Annotated in this window: 16 protein-coding genes; 8 read left to right on the top strand and 8 right to left on the bottom strand. The window is 67.0% G+C overall.

Features of this window, described 5'->3' with window-relative positions:
* Both VHB27_RS11055 and VHB27_RS11050 read right to left on the bottom strand, forming a co-directional pair.
* Positions 1–474 (bottom strand): RDD family protein, encoded by a 474-nt coding sequence (locus VHB27_RS11055; RefSeq protein WP_325600262.1) that lies wholly within the window; start codon positions 472–474, stop codon positions 1–3.
* Positions 471–2,807 (bottom strand): penicillin acylase family protein, encoded by a 2,337-nt coding sequence (locus tag VHB27_RS11050; RefSeq protein ID WP_325600260.1) that lies wholly within the window; start codon positions 2,805–2,807, stop codon positions 471–473. Before VHB27_RS11050 ends, VHB27_RS11055 begins: the two co-directional genes overlap by 4 nt.
* 195 nt (positions 2,808–3,002) lie before the next feature.
* On the opposite strand from VHB27_RS11050, the gene VHB27_RS11045 reads away from it, so the two are divergent.
* Complete coding sequence (locus tag VHB27_RS11045; protein WP_325600258.1) at positions 3,003–3,485, top strand: Lrp/AsnC family transcriptional regulator; 483 nt, start codon at positions 3,003–3,005, stop codon at positions 3,483–3,485.
* Here VHB27_RS11045 and VHB27_RS11040 read toward each other — a convergent pair.
* Positions 3,482–4,339 carry a sulfotransferase gene (locus VHB27_RS11040; protein WP_325600256.1) on the bottom strand — a complete coding sequence of 286 codons (858 nt, stop codon included), beginning with the start codon at positions 4,337–4,339 and terminating at the stop codon, positions 3,482–3,484. The two genes, VHB27_RS11045 and VHB27_RS11040, sit on opposite strands and share 4 nt — an antisense overlap.
* A gap of 622 nt (positions 4,340–4,961) precedes the next feature.
* Here VHB27_RS11040 and VHB27_RS11035 point away from each other — a divergent pair.
* A complete protein-coding gene (locus VHB27_RS11035) occupies positions 4,962–5,990 on the top strand; it encodes a glycosyltransferase (RefSeq protein WP_408903990.1) in 1,029 nt (342 codons plus the stop codon).
* On the opposite strand, the gene cyoD is transcribed toward VHB27_RS11035, so the two are convergent.
* Genes cyoD through cyoA form a run of 4 tightly spaced genes read right to left on the bottom strand, consistent with a single transcriptional unit; the run spans position 5,991 to position 10,043 of the window.
* Positions 5,991–6,383, bottom strand: a complete 393-nt coding sequence (gene cyoD / locus VHB27_RS11030) for a cytochrome o ubiquinol oxidase subunit IV (RefSeq protein ID WP_325600252.1) — start codon at positions 6,381–6,383, stop codon at positions 5,991–5,993.
* The gene (locus VHB27_RS11025) at positions 6,380–7,045 is read right to left on the bottom strand and encodes a cytochrome (ubi)quinol oxidase subunit III (protein ID WP_325600250.1); all 666 of its coding nucleotides are present in this window, start codon (positions 7,043–7,045) and stop codon (positions 6,380–6,382) included. Before VHB27_RS11025 ends, cyoD begins: the two co-directional genes overlap by 4 nt.
* Entirely contained in the window at positions 7,042–9,045 is a 2,004-nt protein-coding gene (cyoB, locus tag VHB27_RS11020) for a cytochrome o ubiquinol oxidase subunit I (protein WP_325600246.1), read from the bottom strand. Before cyoB ends, VHB27_RS11025 begins: the two co-directional genes overlap by 4 nt.
* A gap of 14 nt (positions 9,046–9,059) precedes the next feature.
* Positions 9,060–10,043, bottom strand: coding sequence for a ubiquinol oxidase subunit II (gene cyoA / locus VHB27_RS11015; protein WP_325600244.1), 984 nt, complete (start codon positions 10,041–10,043; stop codon positions 9,060–9,062).
* A 323-nt stretch (positions 10,044–10,366) separates the two neighbouring features.
* On the opposite strand from cyoA, the gene VHB27_RS11010 reads away from it, so the two are divergent.
* Genes VHB27_RS11010 through VHB27_RS11000 form a run of 3 tightly spaced genes read left to right on the top strand, consistent with a single transcriptional unit; the run spans position 10,367 to position 12,989 of the window.
* Positions 10,367–11,077, top strand: a complete 711-nt coding sequence (locus VHB27_RS11010; protein ID WP_325600242.1) for an ABC transporter ATP-binding protein — start codon at positions 10,367–10,369, stop codon at positions 11,075–11,077.
* Positions 11,078–11,088: 11 nt separating this feature from the next.
* Positions 11,089–11,961 carry a branched-chain amino acid ABC transporter permease gene (locus VHB27_RS11005; protein WP_325600240.1) on the top strand — a complete coding sequence of 291 codons (873 nt, stop codon included), beginning with the start codon at positions 11,089–11,091 and terminating at the stop codon, positions 11,959–11,961.
* A gap of 2 nt (positions 11,962–11,963) precedes the next feature.
* The gene (locus VHB27_RS11000; protein ID WP_325600238.1) at positions 11,964–12,989 is read left to right on the top strand and encodes a branched-chain amino acid ABC transporter permease; all 1,026 of its coding nucleotides are present in this window, start codon (positions 11,964–11,966) and stop codon (positions 12,987–12,989) included.
* Here the strand turns inward: VHB27_RS11000 and VHB27_RS10995 are convergent, their stop codons facing one another.
* A complete protein-coding gene (locus VHB27_RS10995) occupies positions 12,990–13,262 on the bottom strand; it encodes a hypothetical protein (protein ID WP_325600236.1) in 273 nt (90 codons plus the stop codon). It abuts the gene before it with no gap.
* 216 nt (positions 13,263–13,478) lie between these two features.
* Here VHB27_RS10995 and VHB27_RS10990 point away from each other — a divergent pair, with 216 nt between their 5' ends.
* From VHB27_RS10990 to VHB27_RS10980, 3 genes are all read left to right on the top strand, one after another.
* A complete protein-coding gene (locus VHB27_RS10990; protein ID WP_325600234.1) occupies positions 13,479–14,054 on the top strand; it encodes an EthD family reductase in 576 nt (191 codons plus the stop codon).
* 314 nt (positions 14,055–14,368) lie between these two features.
* On the top strand, positions 14,369–15,913 hold the full coding sequence (locus tag VHB27_RS10985; RefSeq protein WP_325600232.1) for an MDR family MFS transporter: 1,545 nt from the start codon (positions 14,369–14,371) through the stop codon (positions 15,911–15,913).
* Positions 15,914–16,037: 124 nt separating this feature from the next.
* A complete protein-coding gene (locus tag VHB27_RS10980; protein ID WP_325600230.1) occupies positions 16,038–17,357 on the top strand; it encodes a chloride channel protein in 1,320 nt (439 codons plus the stop codon).
* Positions 17,358–17,422 lie beyond the last annotated feature (65 nt).

The following is a 17,422-nucleotide window of genomic DNA, read 5'->3' as shown; positions in this document are numbered from 1 at the left end:
TCAGATTCCGCTCGATCCGGTCAACGCTTGCATCGCTTCGGCCCGCACCACCACCAGCCCGCTGAACAGGTCGTGCAGCGTGCGGTGGCGGATGGTGAACAGCGCGACCAGCATCAGCAGCGGAATGGTCAGCGTCACGTAGTAGAGGATGACGCTGATCGCCGCCTGCAGCGGCGTTGGTGGCCCCAGGTCGTCGTTGCGCCGGACGGCCAGGCCCATCACGCGCTGTCCCGGCGTGGCCGTTCCCTGGCTGATCAGCGAAAGGAAATTATAGAGGAACGGCACCCAGGGCAGCAGCACCATCGCGTGAAAGCCGAGGCCCAGCGTCAGCACGCCGAACAGCACCAGCAGCCACCAGAGAAGCCAGCCCAGGATGACGATCAGGATGCAGTCGATCAGCCAGGCGAAGACGCGCCGCGACAGGACGCCCGCGGTCAGGTAGTCGTCGGGGTAGGGGTAGGTGGAATAGCTCATGGCGTCAAACGCAGTGTCATCGTCACGCGGTCGGGCGTCGGTCCGAGGGTGATGGTAGCACCATCGCGCCAGCGGGTAACGAAATCTCTGGCATGCGCACTGAACGGGTTGCCCGACTGGCCGGGCGCCATCACGAACAGGCTCTTGTCCAGGTCCGACAGATCGTAGACGCCGCGGAAGGCCGGGCCATGCACGTCCTGAAGCTCCGCGTTCACGCCGCCCTGGTCGACCGTGTCGCTGTCGCCGGGCGCGGCGATCGAGATGGTCGATGCCGGCCCCAGGATCGGGACGAAGCGCAGCAGCGGGTGGGCGAAGACGGCTTCGTGCGCGTCGCCCCAGCGCCATTGCGCCGGCGTGTGCCCGAAGCGCTGGGCCAGGGCGTCGGCGGCGTGGGACAACGAATCCCGCAGCATGGGCGTGCAGTCCCCGCCGCACCATTGTGCCCCGGCGGGCGACAACACGAAGTTGACGAAATCGGCCGTGGGTGCGCCAAGCCCGTGGGGCAGCCCGTTCCGCCGCAGCACCAACTGGTAGAACGTCTCCATCCACGCGGTGAAGATCAGCGGTGCCGGCTTGTCCACGACCGCCGCGCCGTCCCAGGATTTGAGCTGGTCCAGCGCCAGCGACGGCAGGCCGGCCGGCGGATCGATCTTCAACAGCCGAGGCAGCACCGCCTGGGCGAACCGGTCCTGGACATCCAGTTGCATGCTGGCGAAGTCCGCCGTCGTGTGCCGCTCCGACCCGTTGAGCAGCGTGCGGATCCGGTCGGCCCGCCAGGCGCCGAACGTGTCGTGCGCCATGGCGACCGGGAAGTCCGCCGGCCAGGTCGGCTCGTTTCCGTTCACCAGCCGGCCGCTGGCGGGCGCGACGCTGTGCGGCAGCTGATCCCCCGTGGCCCAGCCGATCCAGTCATGCGACCCGTCCCCCGGCACGGGCGCCGACCCGTCGCCCGCCTTGCGGATCGGCACGCGGCCGGTCGTGAACTCCCCGATCGTCTTGCCGTCCGCCACCAGCAGGTTCTGGACCGGCGAGGTGATCATCTCCGCGGCCTTGCCCGCCTCCTGGACCGTGGTCGCGCGATTGAGCGCCAGCAGCCCCGCCGCCGCCGTGTCGCCGGGCTGCAGGTTGGCCATCTCGACCGCCAGGATCGGGCCGGCAGGGTTGTCCAGGTCGCTGATCACCGGGCCGTGGCGGGTCTCGCGGACGATCAGCAACTGCTCGCCCTGGCCGCGGACGCCGATCGCTTCTTCATGCACCTCGAACGGGCGTGGCCCGTCGGGCGTCATGTAACGCCCCTGGCCGGCGGGTTTCTCGACGAAGATGTCCTGCACGTCCGCGCCGGTGGTGGTGAAGGTCCAGGCGATGTGGCTGTTGTGCCCCAGGACCAGGAACGGCACGCCCGGCGCGGTGGCGCCGGCCAGCACGCCGTCCGGGGTCTCGATCCGTGCCAGGTACCAGATGCCGGGGAAGCCGAAATCCAGGTGCGGATCGCCGGCCAGCAGGGGCGCGCCGGTCGCCGAGTGCCGCCCGTCCACCGCCCATTCGTTCGACGCGGTCATCGGCCCAAGGAACCGTCGGGTGAACGGTCGCGGGAACCCCGGCAACACCGCCGCCAGGCGGCGGGCGGTCCGGGCGAGGAGGGGAAGGTCGCGCAGCAGCGATGGATCGGCGAAAGCGTCCATCGCATTGACGTCGCCCCGCGGCGGCCAGAGCGTGTCCAGCAGGCCGGCCGGCGCCTTGCCGGCCAAGCCGAGACGCGCCAGTTCCTGCCGCCAGTTCATCGACAGCCAAAGACCCATCGTCTTGGCCCACAGCAGGCTGTCGACCGGCGACCAGGGTTCGGGCGCGCCCAGGACCAGGAACTCCGGCGCGGCGAAGCGGCCCTTGCGGTCGATCCAGGCGTTCACCCCGTTCGCATAGGCCCGCAGCATGGCCTGGGTGTCCTTGGGCAGGCCCTCGAAATCGGCGACGGCAGCGCGGCGGAGGCCCAGGACCCGCATCATCCGGTCCATGGCCAGGGTGGGCTCCCCGGCGATCTCCGACAGCCGGCCGGAGGCGGCGCGACGCATAAGCTCCATTTGGAACATGCGGTCGCGCGCATGCACGTAGCCGAGGGCGGCGGCGGCATCCAGCGCGTTCGCCGCCTTGATCCGCGGGATGTCGTCGGCGTCATAGGTGATGTCGACGGGCGCCGAGAGACCGGGTATTGGCGCCTGGTCACGGCTCGAGGGGAGCGTGAGATAGATCGCGCCCGCGGCCAGCGCGGCCAGCAGAAGGATCAGGACGAGCAGGGCCGTGAAGCCGCGAACGACGATTTTCGTGAAGCCACGCATGCGCGGAAACTGACCTGTCGCGCGACGTCTGCCTAGTGGGGCGTCGAGTACTCGTTGGGGGCCGCCGCGGCGTGCCGGCCGTCATTCATCAGGGATCAAAATGATTTGGATTTTTACCTTGCGGGCAACGATGCGATCACTAGGATCGGGTTTTGGGGCACGAGCGGCAATGGAAACGCCATAGGCAGACAATATATGAAGCCGCCACACACTGATTCAGCCGTCACGCTCGACGCGATCGACCGACGCATCCTCGCAGCCTTGCAGGAAGACGGACGTATGACGAATGTCGATCTGTCCAAGCGGGCCGGCATCTCGGCGCCGCCATGCCTGCGCCGCGTCAGGGCGCTGGAAGAGGCGGGCGTCATCCGCGGATACCATGCCGATACGGATCCGCAGCTTCTCGGCTGGGAAATCACGTTTTTCGCCATCGTCGGGCTGGACAGCCAGAAAGAGGCGGTGCTGTCCGCCTTCGAGCAACTCGTCGGTTCCTGGGCCGAGGTGCGGGAGTGCCACATGATCCGCGGCGGCGGCGACTTCCTGCTGAAGCTTGTCGCTCGGGATACCGCCCATGAGAACCAGTTGACCCAGAAACTGACGGGTCTGCCGACGGTCAGCCGGGTGCAGACGCTGCAGACGATCCGCACCAGCCGGTCGCTGGCCGGGGTGCCGCTTTAGAACGTGTAGGCCTCGGACATGCCATCGTCGACGGTGCGGGCGTTCAGCTTCTGGCGCAGCGGCGTCCCCGACGCGCCGATGCACCGCAGGATGCGCGCCTGCATCGCGGGAGCGCCGAATTCCTCGGTCGGCGCCAGGACGATCCGGTCCGGGCGGCGTGTCGCCAGGGCCTTCAGGCGGTCGTTGTAGTCGCGGACATAGCGCGTGATCATTTCGTATTTCACCCGATCCGGATTGGTCCCGGCATCGTGCGGCAGCGGATAGCTGGGATAGCTGCGATCCCAGACGCTGGGTCTCCACACGCCGTTGCCGGCGGGGGCCCAGTGGTTGAAGGACCCGCGTCCATGGCCCTTGACCCGCATGAACGACTGCGCGCACTTGTCCGCGTTGCGGAACAAACCGATCGCGAGAGCGTCGGGAAATGCTTCCAGGACCGTATCCAGCGCGTTCAGCCACCAATGCGAGACGTCTGCTACGACGGAATAATGATCCGCCAGCATTCCAAGCCGACGGATGTGGAACCGGACCTCCGCCTCGTGCGGGGTCCAGTCGATCAGCGGCGGATTCTCGTGCGTGCTGCAACTATCGGGGATCGTCGCCAGCAAAGCCGTCAACGAGGTCGAACCCGACCGGCCGCTGCCCAGGCCGATCACGATCCGGCCGGGCCGCGCGCGCTTGGGGCGGGATCGCAGGACTTGTTCCAGATTGCGGAAATAGGCATCCGCGAGGCGCGCAGTGGGGAACGTGTCCTCCATGATCCTCAGCAGCAGCCGGCCGTGCCCGACGGTGCCGAAGGGTTCCTCGTGCTGCCGGGCGTCGAGGAGCGCGTCGGCGGCTTGGGCGGTCGCCCTCATGTCAGTAGGGTCGAAGAGTGTGGTCGTCGGATCGACAGCGAAGGCGGTGCCCCCGGAAGCAGGCAAAAGCTGGTCCATCACACGCCGCCGCAGCCGAAGCACCGGCGTCGGGATAAATTTCTGCAACCCCAAACCTGATCTCCGTCTTGCACCTGAGAGGCTCGCTGCGGCGATCGGAAATCGTCACAATCGGCGCGAAATCTGCGGCAGTTGCCTGTAATAGTGCTTATCTGATTGTGAAACCGGACAATTTTATGCGTCAAAATCGGCTGATCCGATGGTTTGACCCTTCATTTATCGCTCGCGTCCGTGGCTATAGAGCCAATCATTGCGGAAGGCTACAAAAATCCCGCTGTAAGACCCGAATACCCATTTTTTATCCCAGTCGTATCAATAATGGTATGAGTCCATGATATAGCGTTTTCCCGGACGCTCCGCATGCGGCCCCGCATCGCATTCCGCTTGACCGCCTCCCCTCGTTTTGTTTCAGCGTTCCGCGATGACGACCCAAGTGGATTCCGAACCCGACCGCCTGACGGCCCCGCCGGATGCGCCGCGCCCCCGCCTGCCGGTCCTGAGTGTCGTCGTTCCCTGCTTCAACGAACGTCCCAACGTCGTCCCGATGATCGCCAGGCTCGATGCCGCCCTGGCCGGCATCGCCTGGGAAGTGATCTATGTCGACGACAACAGCCCGGACGGCACCGCGGAGGAGGTCCGGCGCATCGCCCGCACCGACCCGCGCGTGCGCTGCATCCGTCGCGTCGGCCGTCGCGGCCTGGCCTCGGCGGTGATCGAGGGCGCGCTGTCCTCCTCGGCCGACTATGTCGCGGTGATCGACGGCGACCTGCAGCACGACGAAACCCGGCTGCCCGTGATGCTGGAGGCGCTGCGCAGCGGCGCCTATGACCTGGCCGTCGCCAGCCGCCATGTCGCCGGCGGCGACAATGCGGGGCTGGCAGGCCGCTGGCGGCATCTCCTGTCGGACGGCGGCATCGCGCTCGTGCATACGATCCTGCCGGTCAAGCTGACGGACCCGATGAGCGGCTTCTTCATGCTGCCGCGCCCGCTGTTCGAGGACCTGGCCCGCAACCTCAACGGCCAGGGGTTCAAGATTCTGCTCGACCTCGTCCTCAGCAGCCCGGCCCCCCTGCGGGTCCTGGAGATCCCCGCGCGGTTCCGCGAGCGGGTGGCGGGGGAGAGCAAGCTCGACATGCTGGTGCTGATGCAGTTCGCGGGGCTGCTGCTGGACAAGGTGTTCGCGGGCTACCTGCCGTTGCGCTTCGTCTCCTTCGCGCTGGTCGGCGTGCTGGGCGTCCTGGTCCACCTGACGGTGCTGACCGGGCTGCATCAGGTCACGGGCTTCCGGTTCGAGGTCGAGCAGGCGTTCGCCACGCTGGTGGCGATGGTGTTCAACTTCGCGCTCAACAACAACATCACCTATCGCGACCAGCGCCTGAGAGGGCCCCGCCTGTGGCGGGGGCTGCTGCTGTTCATGATCGTCTGCGGCTTCGGCGCGATCGCCAATATCGGCATCGCGCAGGTGCTCTACGAGCGCGACGCCACCTGGACCATGGCCGGTGCGATCGGCGCGATCATCGGGGTGGTCTGGAACTACGCCGTCTCGGCCACGCTGGTCTGGCGGGCGCGGTAGCTACTGCTGCATCTGCAGCATCGTCGCCATCGGCATCATGTTGTGGTTCAGGTGGCTCATGATGAACAGCGATCCCACGATCAGCAGGAAGACGATCACCACGCCGAAGGCCAGCGCCATGACGTTGTTGACGTTGTCCGGGCCGGAGGTCAGGTGCAGGAAGAAGGTCAGGTGCACGCCCATCTGCCCGACCGCCAGCACACTGAGCGCGACCGGGATGCTGGGTCCCCAGACCAGGTGGGTCTGCGCCAGCACGAACGCCACCACCGTCAGCAGCACCGCCAGCCCCAGGCCGATCGCGTAAAGGCTCAGGCTTTCGACCGTGTGCGCCTCGTCCGGGGGCGAGTCGCCCGGCGCGATGTCCAAGGCGTCCTTGATCTGATCTTCGCTCATGTGGCCACCCCGATGAGGTAGACGATGGTGAAAAGCGCCACCCAGATGATGTCGAGCGCGTGCCAGAACAGGCTGAAACACAGCAGGCGGCGCATGATGTCCGGGCGATAGCCCTTGGCGTAGACCTGCGCCATCATCGTCAGCAGCCACAGCAGGCCAAGCGTCACATGGATGCCGTGGCAGCCGACAAGGGTGAAGAACGACGACAGGAAGGCGCTGCGCCCCGGCCCGTAGCCGTGCGAGACCATGTCGGCGAACTCCAGGCTCTCCAGCACCAGGAACCCGACGCCCAGCAGGAACGTCACCGCCATCGCGCCGTAGTACCAACTGTCGCGCTTCAACTGCGCGCCGATGAAGGCGACGCCGCAGGTGAAGCTGGACAGCAGCAGGAGCGCGGTCTCCCACGCCGTGTTGGTCAGGTCGAAGATCTCCGCGCCGCTGGGTCCGCCGGCGGTCGCGTCGCGCAGGACCGAGAAGCTCGCGAAGAACGCCGAGAACATGACGATGTCGCTGAGCAGGAAGATCCAGAAGCCATAGCCCGTGATGATCCGCTTCGCGGCCAGGTCGTGCGCGCCGTGCGAAGCCGGCACGAGGGCGTGGTGGGAGCCGTGCGCCCCGCCATGTCCTCCGGAGGGGTGCCCTTCGGCGATCGAGCCGCTCATTCCGCCACCGCCATCCGTTCAAGCGCTTGTTTGCGGGCGGCACGGTTGGCCCGCCAGATCTTCGCCACCTCCTCGGCGGGGATGGCGTATTCCTGGAAGTCGCGCCAGGCGAAGGCGACGAACGTCACGAACGCGCCGAAAACCCCCAGGGCGGCCATCCACCAGATATGCCAGATCATGGCGAAGCCGATGATGGTGGCGAAGAAGGCGCAAACGAAACCGGTCGGACTGTTCCGCGGCATTTCGATCTCGGTGTATTCGGGTTCCTCGCTGAGTTCCATGTTGCTGATCGCCCGTTGCTTGATCGTCCAATAGGCGTCCTCGCCCTCGACGTTCGGCAGGACCGGAAAGTTGAAGGCAGGCGGCGGGGACGGCGTCGCCCATTCCAGGGAGCGGGCGTTCCAGATGTCCCCGGTCACGTCGCGCAACGACTCGCGCTGGCGGATGCTGACGACGATCTGGATGATCTGGCAGACGATGCCGGCCAGGATGATCAGTGCACCGGCGGCCATCACCAGCAGCCACGGCCGCCACTCGGGCACATCGTAGTGCTGCATGCGCCGCGTCATGCCCTCCAGCCCCAGCACATAGCCGGGGCCCCAGGCCAGGATGTAGCCGACCAGCCAGAGCCAGAACGCGGCCTTGCCCCAGCCTTCGTGCAGCCGGAAGCCGAAGGCCTTGGGAAACCAGAAGATATAGCCGGCGAACGCGCCGAACAGCACGCCGCTGATGATGACGTTGTGGAAATGCGCCACCAGGAACAGGCTGTTGTGCAGCAGGAAATCGGCCGGCGGCACCGCCAGCAGCACGCCCGTCATGCCGCCGACGACGAAGGTGAACAGGAACGCGATCGACCACATCATCGGCGTGGTGAAGCGGATGCGCCCGCCATACATGGTGAACAGCCAGTTGAATATCTTCACGCCGGTCGGCACCGCGATGATCATCGTGCTGATGCCGAAGATCGCGTTGACGTCGCCGCCGGCCCCCATGGTGAAGAAATGGTGCAGCCAGACCATGAACGACAGCAGGCAGATCGCCATCGTCGCCATCACCATGGACCGGTAGCCGAAGATCGGCTTGCCGGAAAAGGTCGAGACCACCTCGGAGAAGATGCCGAACGCGGGCAGCACCAGGATGTAGACCTCGGGATGTCCCCAGGCCCAGATCAGGTTCATGAACATCATCACGTTCCCGCCATCCGTATTGGTAAAGAAATGAAACCCCAGGTAGCGGTCCAGCAGCAATTCGGCGAGCGTCGCGGTCAGGATCGGAAACGCGGCGACGATCAGCAGGTTCGACGCCAGCGCCGTCCAGCAGAACATCGGCATCCGCATGTAGGTCATGCCCGGCGCGTGCATCTTCAGGATCGTCGTCACCAGGTTGACGCCCGCCACCAGGGTCCCGACGCCCGATATCTCCAGCGACCACAGGTAATAGTCGACGCCGACGCCCGGCGAGTAGGTCAGTTCGGACAAAGGCGGGTAGGGCAGCCAGCCGGTGCGCGCGAATTCCCCGACCACCAGGGAGATGTTGACCAGCAGCGCACCGGTGGCGGTCAGCCAGAAACCGACGGAATTCAGCGTGGGGAACGCCACGTCGCGCACGCCAAGCTGCAGCGGCACGACGAAGTTCATCAGCCCGATGACGAACGGCATCGCCACGAAGAAGATCATCAGGGTGCCATGCGCCGAGAAGATCTGGTCGTAATGTTCGGGCGGCAGGTATCCAGGAGCGCGGAATGCCAGCGCCTGCTGCGAGCGCATCATCAGCGCATCGGCGAAGCCGCGCAGCAGCATCACCATCGCCAGCAGCGTGTACATCACGCCGATGCGCTTGTGGTCGACGCTGGTGATCCACTCATGCCACAGATAGGGAAGGTGGCCTCGGATCACCACCCAGGCCAGGATCAGCACCAGGATGACGCCGACGGCGGCGCCGGCGGCCAGGGGGATCGGCTGATCGAAGGGAATGGCCGACCAGGTAAGCTTACCCAGCATGCATGGTCTCCGGCTTAGGGGATCGACTTGGGTGAGACATCGCGATGCGGAGTGTCCGCCGGCGGCCCCTCAGCCGGCGGGATGAGCTGGGCCACGATGCGTGCGAACAGTGTCGGGTCGGCGTTGCGATAGGTGAACGGTGTGACGTTCAGGCTTTGCCTTTCCAGCGCCTTGTACGCCGCCTCGTCCAGTACCGGCCCTTTCTGGCGCGTCGCCTCGACCCAGGTGTCGAATTGCTCCGCCGGCAGGGCGTGGACGTCGAACCGCATGCCGGAAAAACCGTCGCCGCTGTAGTGGCTCGATTCACCCAGATAGGTCCCGGCGGTGTCGGCCTGCAGGTTCAGGCGGACCGTCATCCCGTTCATCGTGTAGATCATGCTGCCCAGCCGGGGGATGAAGAACGCGTTCATCACGCTGGCCGAAGTCAGGGTGAAGTCGATCGGCGTCCCGGCCGGGATCGTGAGCTCGTTCACGCTGGCCAGCTTCAGGTCGGGGTAGATGAACAGCCATTTCCAGTCGAGCGAGACGACTTGCACGCGCAGCGGCTTGGTGATCGGCGGCAGCGGCTTCGCCGGGTCCAACTCGTGCGACCCGATCCAGGTGACCCCGCCCAGCAGCAGGATCACCAGCAGCGGGATGGCCCAGACCACCAGCTCGATCGTGCCCGAATGGATGAAGTTCGGCCGATACCGCGCCCGCGTGTTGCCGGCGCGGAACCAGAAGGCGAACCCGGCGGTGGCAATGAACACCGGGACCACGATGCACAGCATGATGGCGACGGAGTCCATCAGGATCGTGGCGTCGCCCGTCCCGATCGGCCCGACCGGGTCAAGGACCGAATTCTTGCACCCGGCCAGGCCCAGCAGGGGAAGAAGCCAGACCAACGCGGCAGTCCGGCGCAGGGCCGACCGGGACAGGCCGGCCCGATGCGGGCGGAACGCCCGGACCATCGTCCGGAACCGGTTGCGTGGCGTCGCTGGAGGATGCCGTGCCTGCATCGCATACTCCCGGTCATGCCGCGACGGACGCGGCGGCGGCTTTATAACCGTGTTGCCGGATCGGGACCACGCTTCCCGGATCACGAAAGCCGGCCCTTCCGGTTACAGTTCGGACATGCCGGGACCACCATGCATGTCTTTTTGGCCACTCCGACCCGTCGGCAAAAAGGCCGAATTGTGGCATTGACTTGACGGAGTGGGTTCGTCAGTCTCGACCTTATCTGGCTCCGGCCGGATGGACAACGAAACATCGTGGGCAACGAGACATACAGGGATAGGAAACGCATGAGGCGCGGCAAAGCTCGGATTCTGGCGGGTCGGGCTTGACCGCGCTGCTCGAGGCCAAAGGCCTCCATGCCGCGTATGGGGAGACCAGGGTTCTTCACGGCATCGGCTTCTCGGTCCGGGAAGGCGGGGTGACGGCGCTGCTGGGCGCCAACGGTGCCGGCAAGACCACGACATTGCGCGCGATCTGCGGCACCGTCCGCACCCAGGGGGAGATCGCCCTGGGCGGGCGGCGCATCGACGGCCTGCAGACCGAGGACATCGTCCGCCTCGGGGTCGCGCAAGTGCCGGAAGGCCGCGGCACCTTCATGGAACTCACCGTCGAGGAAAACATGAAGCTCGGTGCCTACACGCGCCCGGCGCGGCGGGTGACCGAAGACTTCGAGCACATGTTCGACTACTTTCCACGCCTGAAGGAGCGCTTCCGCCAGCAGGCCGGCACCCTGTCGGGCGGCGAGCAGCAGATGCTGGCGATCGCCCGAGCCCTGTTGTTGCGGCCGAAACTTCTGTTGCTGGATGAGCCGTCGTTCGGTCTCGCGCCGCTGATCGTGCAGGAGATCTTCCGCATCCTGCGCCGTATCCGCGAGGATGCCGGCGTCAGCATCCTGCTGGTCGAGCAGAACGCCACCCTGGCGCTCGACTTCGCCGACGACGCCTTCGTGCTGGAAACCGGCCGCATCGTCCTGTCCGGTCCGTCGGGCGACATCATCAAGGACGAGGGCGTCCGCCGCTCGTATCTCGGATACTAAGGGGACAGGGGATGTTCGCCGGCGTCATCCACCAGGTCATGTCGGGCATCGCCACCGGGGGCATCTATGCCTCGGTCGCGCTGGCGCTGGTCATGATCTACCAGGCCACCCACCACGTGAATTTCGCCCAAGGGGAGATGGCGACGTTCTCGACCTATATCACGCTGATGATGATCAATGCCGGGCTGCCCTATTGGGTGGCGTTCTTCCTGGCCATTATCGTTTCCTTCGTTATCGGCGTGGCGATCGAGCGGATCCTGATGCGACCTTTGGCGAACGCGCCGGTGCTGTCCTCGGTGGGCGTGTTCGTCGGGCTGCTGCTGGTCATCAACAGCCTGAGCGGCTGGCTCTTCGACTACACGATCAAGCAGTTCCCGACGCCGTTCCCGGACCGGCCGATGCTGGGCGGTTACCTGTCGGGACACGAGCTTGGCTCGACCGCCGTCACGTTGATCGTGCTGGCCTGCGTCTACGCGTTCTTCCGCCACACCAGGCTGGGCCTGGCGATGCGCGCGGCGGCCTATAACCCGGCGTCGTCACGGCTGGTCGGGGTGCGGGTCGGCTGGATGCTGGCGCTGGGCTGGGGCCTGGCGGCGGCGATCGGGGCAGTCGCGGGCTGCATGGTGGCGCCGATCGTCTTCCTCGATCCCAACATGATGTCGGGCATCCTGCTCTACGCCTTCGCCGGCGCGCTGCTGGGCGGCATCGACAACCCGCTGGGCGCCGTGCTGGGCGGGTTCATGGTGGGCATCATCGAGAACCTCGGCGGCGCCTACCTGGTCGGGACGGAGCTGAAACTGACCCTGGCGCTGGTGATCATCGTCGCGGTGCTGACCGTCAAACCCACCGGCCTGATGGGCCGGCGCGTCTTCAGTCGGGTATGAGCATGAAGCGTGGAACCTGGCTGATCGCCGTCGTGGTGCTGGTCGCGGCGATCTGGCCGGCGGCGACATTCTCCAGCTATCACCTGTTCCAGTTGACCATGGTCGCGGTCTACGCCATCGCGATCCTGGGGCTTTCGCTGCTGACGGGCTTCAACGGCCAGATCTCCTTGGGACACGGCGCGTTCTACGCGATCGGCGCCTATACCACCGCGATCCTGATGACGACCTGGGACGTCCCGTACTGGGCGACGCTGCCGGCCTCGGCCGCGGTCTGTGGCGTGGTCGGGTTCCTGGTCGGCCTGCCGGCGCTGCGGCTGGGGGGTCTCTATCTCGCGTTGACCACGTTCGCGCTTGCGGTCGCGATCCCGCAACTGCTGAAATACAAGGCGGTCGACGCATGGACCGGCGGAGTCCAGGGACTGGTGATCGACAAGCCGGACGCGCCGTTCGGTCTGCCCTTGTCGTCCGACCAGTATCTCTATCTGTTCACCTTCGCCGTCATGGCGGTGATGTACGTCATCGCCTGGAACCTGGTGCGCGGGCGGATCGGGCGCGCGATGAAGGCGATCCGCGACCACGCGCTGGCCGCGGAGGCGATGGGCATCAACACCGCCTTGATCAAGACCGGCACCTTCGCGGTCAGCGCCCTGTTCACCGGCCTGGCGGGCTCGCTGGGGGCGATCGCGGTGCAGTTCGTGGCGCCGGACAGCTTCAGCGTCTTCGTCTCGATCTTCTTCTTCGTCGGGCTGGTGGTGGGGGGCGTGTCTTCGATCGGCGGCACGCTGATCGGCGCGGCCTTCATCGAGTTCGTGCCGAACCTGGCCGACGCGGTCTCCAAGGCGGCGCCGGGCGCGGTCTACGGCGTGATCCTGATCGCCACCATGTTCCTGATGCCGGCGGGGGCGGGGGGCCTCCTGGCCTCATTGTGGCGGCGGCTGACGGCGCGTCACCCGGCGGCCCCCGACGGCACCGCGGCGCAAGGCGGCCCGGCGGCGGAGGGCACCGCGACGATCGAGGCCGATGCGTGATCAGGCCCCGCGCCGCAGCCAGGTCATCGACAGATAGGCGCCGATCCAGGACCCGGCGGCGGCGAACAGCACGTAGACCCAGTTCTGGGTGTAATTGATCACCGCGAACGACGAGAGCAGGTACCACAGACTGCTCCAGGTCGCCGCCGGCACGCGTCTCCGGGCCGCGATGGCCGAGGAGAACATCACGTACACCGCATCCGTGGCCGCCGTCGCGGCGGCCACGCCGGCGGCGATGATTGGGTCGACATCCGACAGGCCTGACAGGATCATCCACCAACTCCGTGCAAACCCCGCCTCGGTTCTTGGAGGCGGCGGCGGTCGCAGGGTAGCATGGCGGCAACGAACAGGGGCCGGGCAGCCGACTAGCGGGAGAAGGAAACGGGACATGATGCCGGACGTAATCCCCGACATGATCCCTGGCGGTAACATGATCCCTGGCGGTAACATGATCCCTGGCGGTGACATGATCCCTGGCGGTCGCACGCCATGATCGCGGCCATCAGCCTCATGCGCCGGCAGGACGGCGCCGAACTGGGACGGTTCCGGCGGCATTGGCTGGACGTCCACGGGCCGCTGGTGTGCGCGTTCCCTCGGCTGCGGCGCTACGTGCAGTGCCATGTGGTCGAATCGTCCGCGACCAATGATGCCGCTCGCGCCATGCGGATCGACGGGTTCCCGATCCTGTTCTTCGATGACGACGCGGACCGGATGGCGGCGCATCGGTCCCCGGAGATGGCCGCCTGCAACATCGACTCCCGGCTGTTCGTCGGGGCGGTCTCGCGCGTCATCGCCGACGCCGTGGGCGAGTTGCGGACCGGGCCCGGCCGGTTCAGCCTGATCGAGATCTGGCCGCCGGGAACCGGCGAAGGGGCGGGACGACCCGTGCGGTATGGCGTGCGGGAGCAGGGCCGAGCCCCGAACAGCGTCATCCCCCATCTCGCGGTCGAGGTCGGGCACATGGCGCAGACCTGGTTCGACAGCCTGGTGGACCTGGAGACACGCGCGGCGCCCGGCGACCCGTCGGTGGCGCGGTTCGTGGTCGAGGAACACTGGCTGGCCTGAAGCCGCCCGAGGCGAGACCCTTCCGGGGCGCGAGACCCCGGACACACAAGACCCTGGGCGCACGGGACCCTGGGCGCACGGGACCCTGGGCGCACGGGACCCTTGGGGCGCCACTGCGTTGCCTAGACTTTCAGCAGATCCTCCACCGAATCCCCAAAACTCCCCTCAAGCCCTGGTGATTCTGCCTTTTCGCGCAGCAGGGTTGAGGTTGTCGCGTGGCTGCCGATGCTGCATTGCGGTAAATCCTCTCCGCCGCCGGCGCCATGACAGGCGCGGCGGCTTCCGTTGCCGCGCCAGAGGACCAAGGGGCCGACATGCAGACCCAGGACGAAGTGCCCCAGTTTTCCCATCAGCAGATCCTCCAGGTCCTCAGCGGCATCCTGCTGTGCATCTTTCTTGCCGCGATCGACCAGACCGTGGTGATCCCCGCCGTGCCGGCGATCGCCGCCGACCTGAACGGGTTCAGCCATCTGGCCTGGATCGTGTCCGCCTATCTGCTGACCTCCACCGCCGCGACGCCGGTGTATGGCAAACTGTCCGACATCTATGGGCGGCGGAAGCTGCTGCTGGTGGCGCTGGCGGTCTTCGCGGTGACGTCCGGGCTGTGCGCCATGGCCCACAGCCTCACCCAACTCGTGATCGCCCGGGCGCTGCAGGGGATCGGCGGAGCGGGGCTGATGGCGATGGCGCAAGCGGCGATCGCCGATGTGGTCAGCCCGCGGGAGCGGGGACGCTACCAGGGCTACATGGCCTCGACCTGGGGCCTGGCGTCGGTCGCCGGCCCGGTGATCGGCGGCTGGGTGACCGACACGCTGTCCTGGCGCTGGATTTTTTGGATCAACCTGCCGATCGCGCTGGCGGCGATGGTGCTGTGCGACCGGGCGCTGCGGCTGTTGCAGCCGAAGGCCACGAAGGGCCGGATCGACTGGGTGGGCGCGTTCCTGCTGACCACGGCGGTCAGCGCCCTGCTGCTGGTCCTGAGCTGGGGCGGCGTCGAGATGCCCTGGACATCGCCGCCGATCTTCGCCCTCGGCGCCGCCGGCGTCGTGCTGCTGGCGCTGCTGACGGTGCAGGAGCGGCGGTTCTCCGACCCGCTGCTGCCGCCGCGGCTGTTCGCGAACTCGGTCTTCGTGCGCGGCGTGGCGATCGCGTTCTGCGGCGCGCTGGCGCTGTTCGGCGGCAGTTTCCTGCTGCCGCTCTACTTCCAACTGGTGAACGGCGCCGATGCCGCGATGTCGGGCGCGCTGCTGGCGCCGTTCCTGGGCGCCAACTGCGTGGGTGCGGTCATCGCCGGCCGGCTGGCGCGGCGGCATGGGAAGATGAAGGCGATCCTGGTCGTCGGACTGGTGGGCTGCATGGCCGGCTTCGGGCTGCTTGCGCTGGTGACCGCCGATACGCCCCGGTTCCTCCTCGTGGTCTACCAGCTCCTCCTCGGCACCGCGCTGGGGCTGGTGATGCCCAGCGCCCTGGTCACGGTGCAGAACGCGGCCGAACAGCGGGACATCGGCGCGGCGACGGGCTGCCTGTTGTTCCTGCGCTCCATGGGCGGCGCGTTCGGCAGCACGATGGTCGGCGCGCTGCTGGCCGGCGGCTTCGCCGCGCACCTGACGGCGATCGGCATCACCGCGCATATCGACCTGGGCGAGGTGCGCCAGCATGCCGGCGCCTTGGCCGATATCCCGGCGGCGATGATCCCCAAGGTCCATATCGCGCTGGCGGATGCGTTCCACGTCGCGTTCCTGGCCTGCGCCGTCGTGATGGCCGCCGCGGTGTTCATTGCCCTGGGGATGCGCGACCTGCCGCTCCGCACGACCTCGGCGCGCGAGCCGACGGACGAAACCGCGGTCCTGGCGCATTGATGCCAGGCCGGCCGCCGCCGGCCTGATACCAGACATAACCGCGCGGCGGACGCCTGCTCGCGTTGCCCCTTGACATCCGGCCGGAGCCGGGGCCGTTCAAGCGGAGCAACCAGTAAGGACAGAGATGCAAAGCCTGCCGGAAAGACGCTTCAAGCGGTTGGGCCGCCTGCCGCTGATCTCTCCCCGCCTGTGGGTCAGGCGGTTGATCTTCTGGCTGGGGGCGATCGTGGTCTCGACCGTCGCGATCGTCTTCGCCCACGCGGCGGATATGGCCACGAGCCTGTTCCTGCACGTGATCGACGGTCGGCCCTGGCTGCCGTTCCTGCTCTGCCCCGCCGGGCTGACCGTGTCGTTCCTGCTGACCCAGCACGTCTTTCCCGGCGCCCAAGGCAGCGGCATCCCGCAGACCATCGCCGCGCTGCACATGCATGACCAGGCTGTGGTCAACCGCGTCCTGTCCCCCCGTATCGCCGTCGGCAAGATCGTACTGACGCTGCTGGGCCTGTGCGTCGGCGCGTCGATCGGACGCGAAGGGCCGACGGTGCAGGTCGGCGCCTCCATCATGCATGCGCTGGGAAAGCTGCAGCGCCTGCCACGGCTGGAGCTGCAGCGTGCGCTGATCCTCGCTGGTGGCGCGGCCGGCATCGCCGCGGCGTTCAACACTCCGCTGGCCGGAGTGGTGTTCGCGATCGAGGAACTCAGCCACTCCTTCGAGGCACGCACCTCCGGCACGGTCTTCACGGCGGTGGTGATCGCCGGCGCGACCACGCTGGGGCTGGTCGGCAACTACACCTATTTCGGCCAGACCGCGGCGACGCTGTCGAACCAGCCGGGGATCGCGGCGGTGCTGCTGTGCAGCGCGGTGGGGGGCCTGGCGGGCGGGGTGTTCAGTTGGTCGCTGGTGCTGGCGGCACGCGGCCTGCCGGGACGATGCGGCCGGCTGATCATGAACCATCCGGTGGCCTTCGCGGCGCTGTGCGGCCTGACGCTGGCGATCCTGGGATACCTGTCCAATGGGCAGACCTACGGGACGGGATACGAACAAGCGCGGGGCCTGGTCGAGGAACATTCGAACTTGTCGCCGATGTTCGCATTCCTGAAGCTGGCGGCGACCGTCGTGTCCTATGTCAGTGGCATCCCGGGCGGTATTTTCGCGCCGTCCCTGGCGATCGGCGCGGGGATCGGATCGATCCTGTCGCCGCTGGTGCCGAATGCGCCGGTCGGGGCCATGATCCTGCTGGGAATGACCGCGTATTTCTCGGGCGTGGTGCAAGCGCCGATCACCGCGACGGTGATCGTGATGGAGATGACCGCCAACCAGAACCTGATCATCGCGCTGATGGCGACGGCGTTCCTGTCCTTCGGCTTTTCGCGCCTGATCTGCCGCAGGCCGCTCTATGGCGCCCTGGCGCGGCGGTTCCTGTTCCTTCAGGGAGGTCATTGAGGCCGCCGGCAGAGCTTTGCCAGCCTGCCGGTTCATGCTTCTCTCCGCCCGGGAAACATCGTGAC

The organism is Rhodopila sp., assembly GCF_035548235.1.
GTDB lineage: Bacteria > Pseudomonadota > Alphaproteobacteria > Acetobacterales > Acetobacteraceae > Rhodopila.
This window is presented reverse-complemented; position numbering and strand designations above follow the sequence as displayed.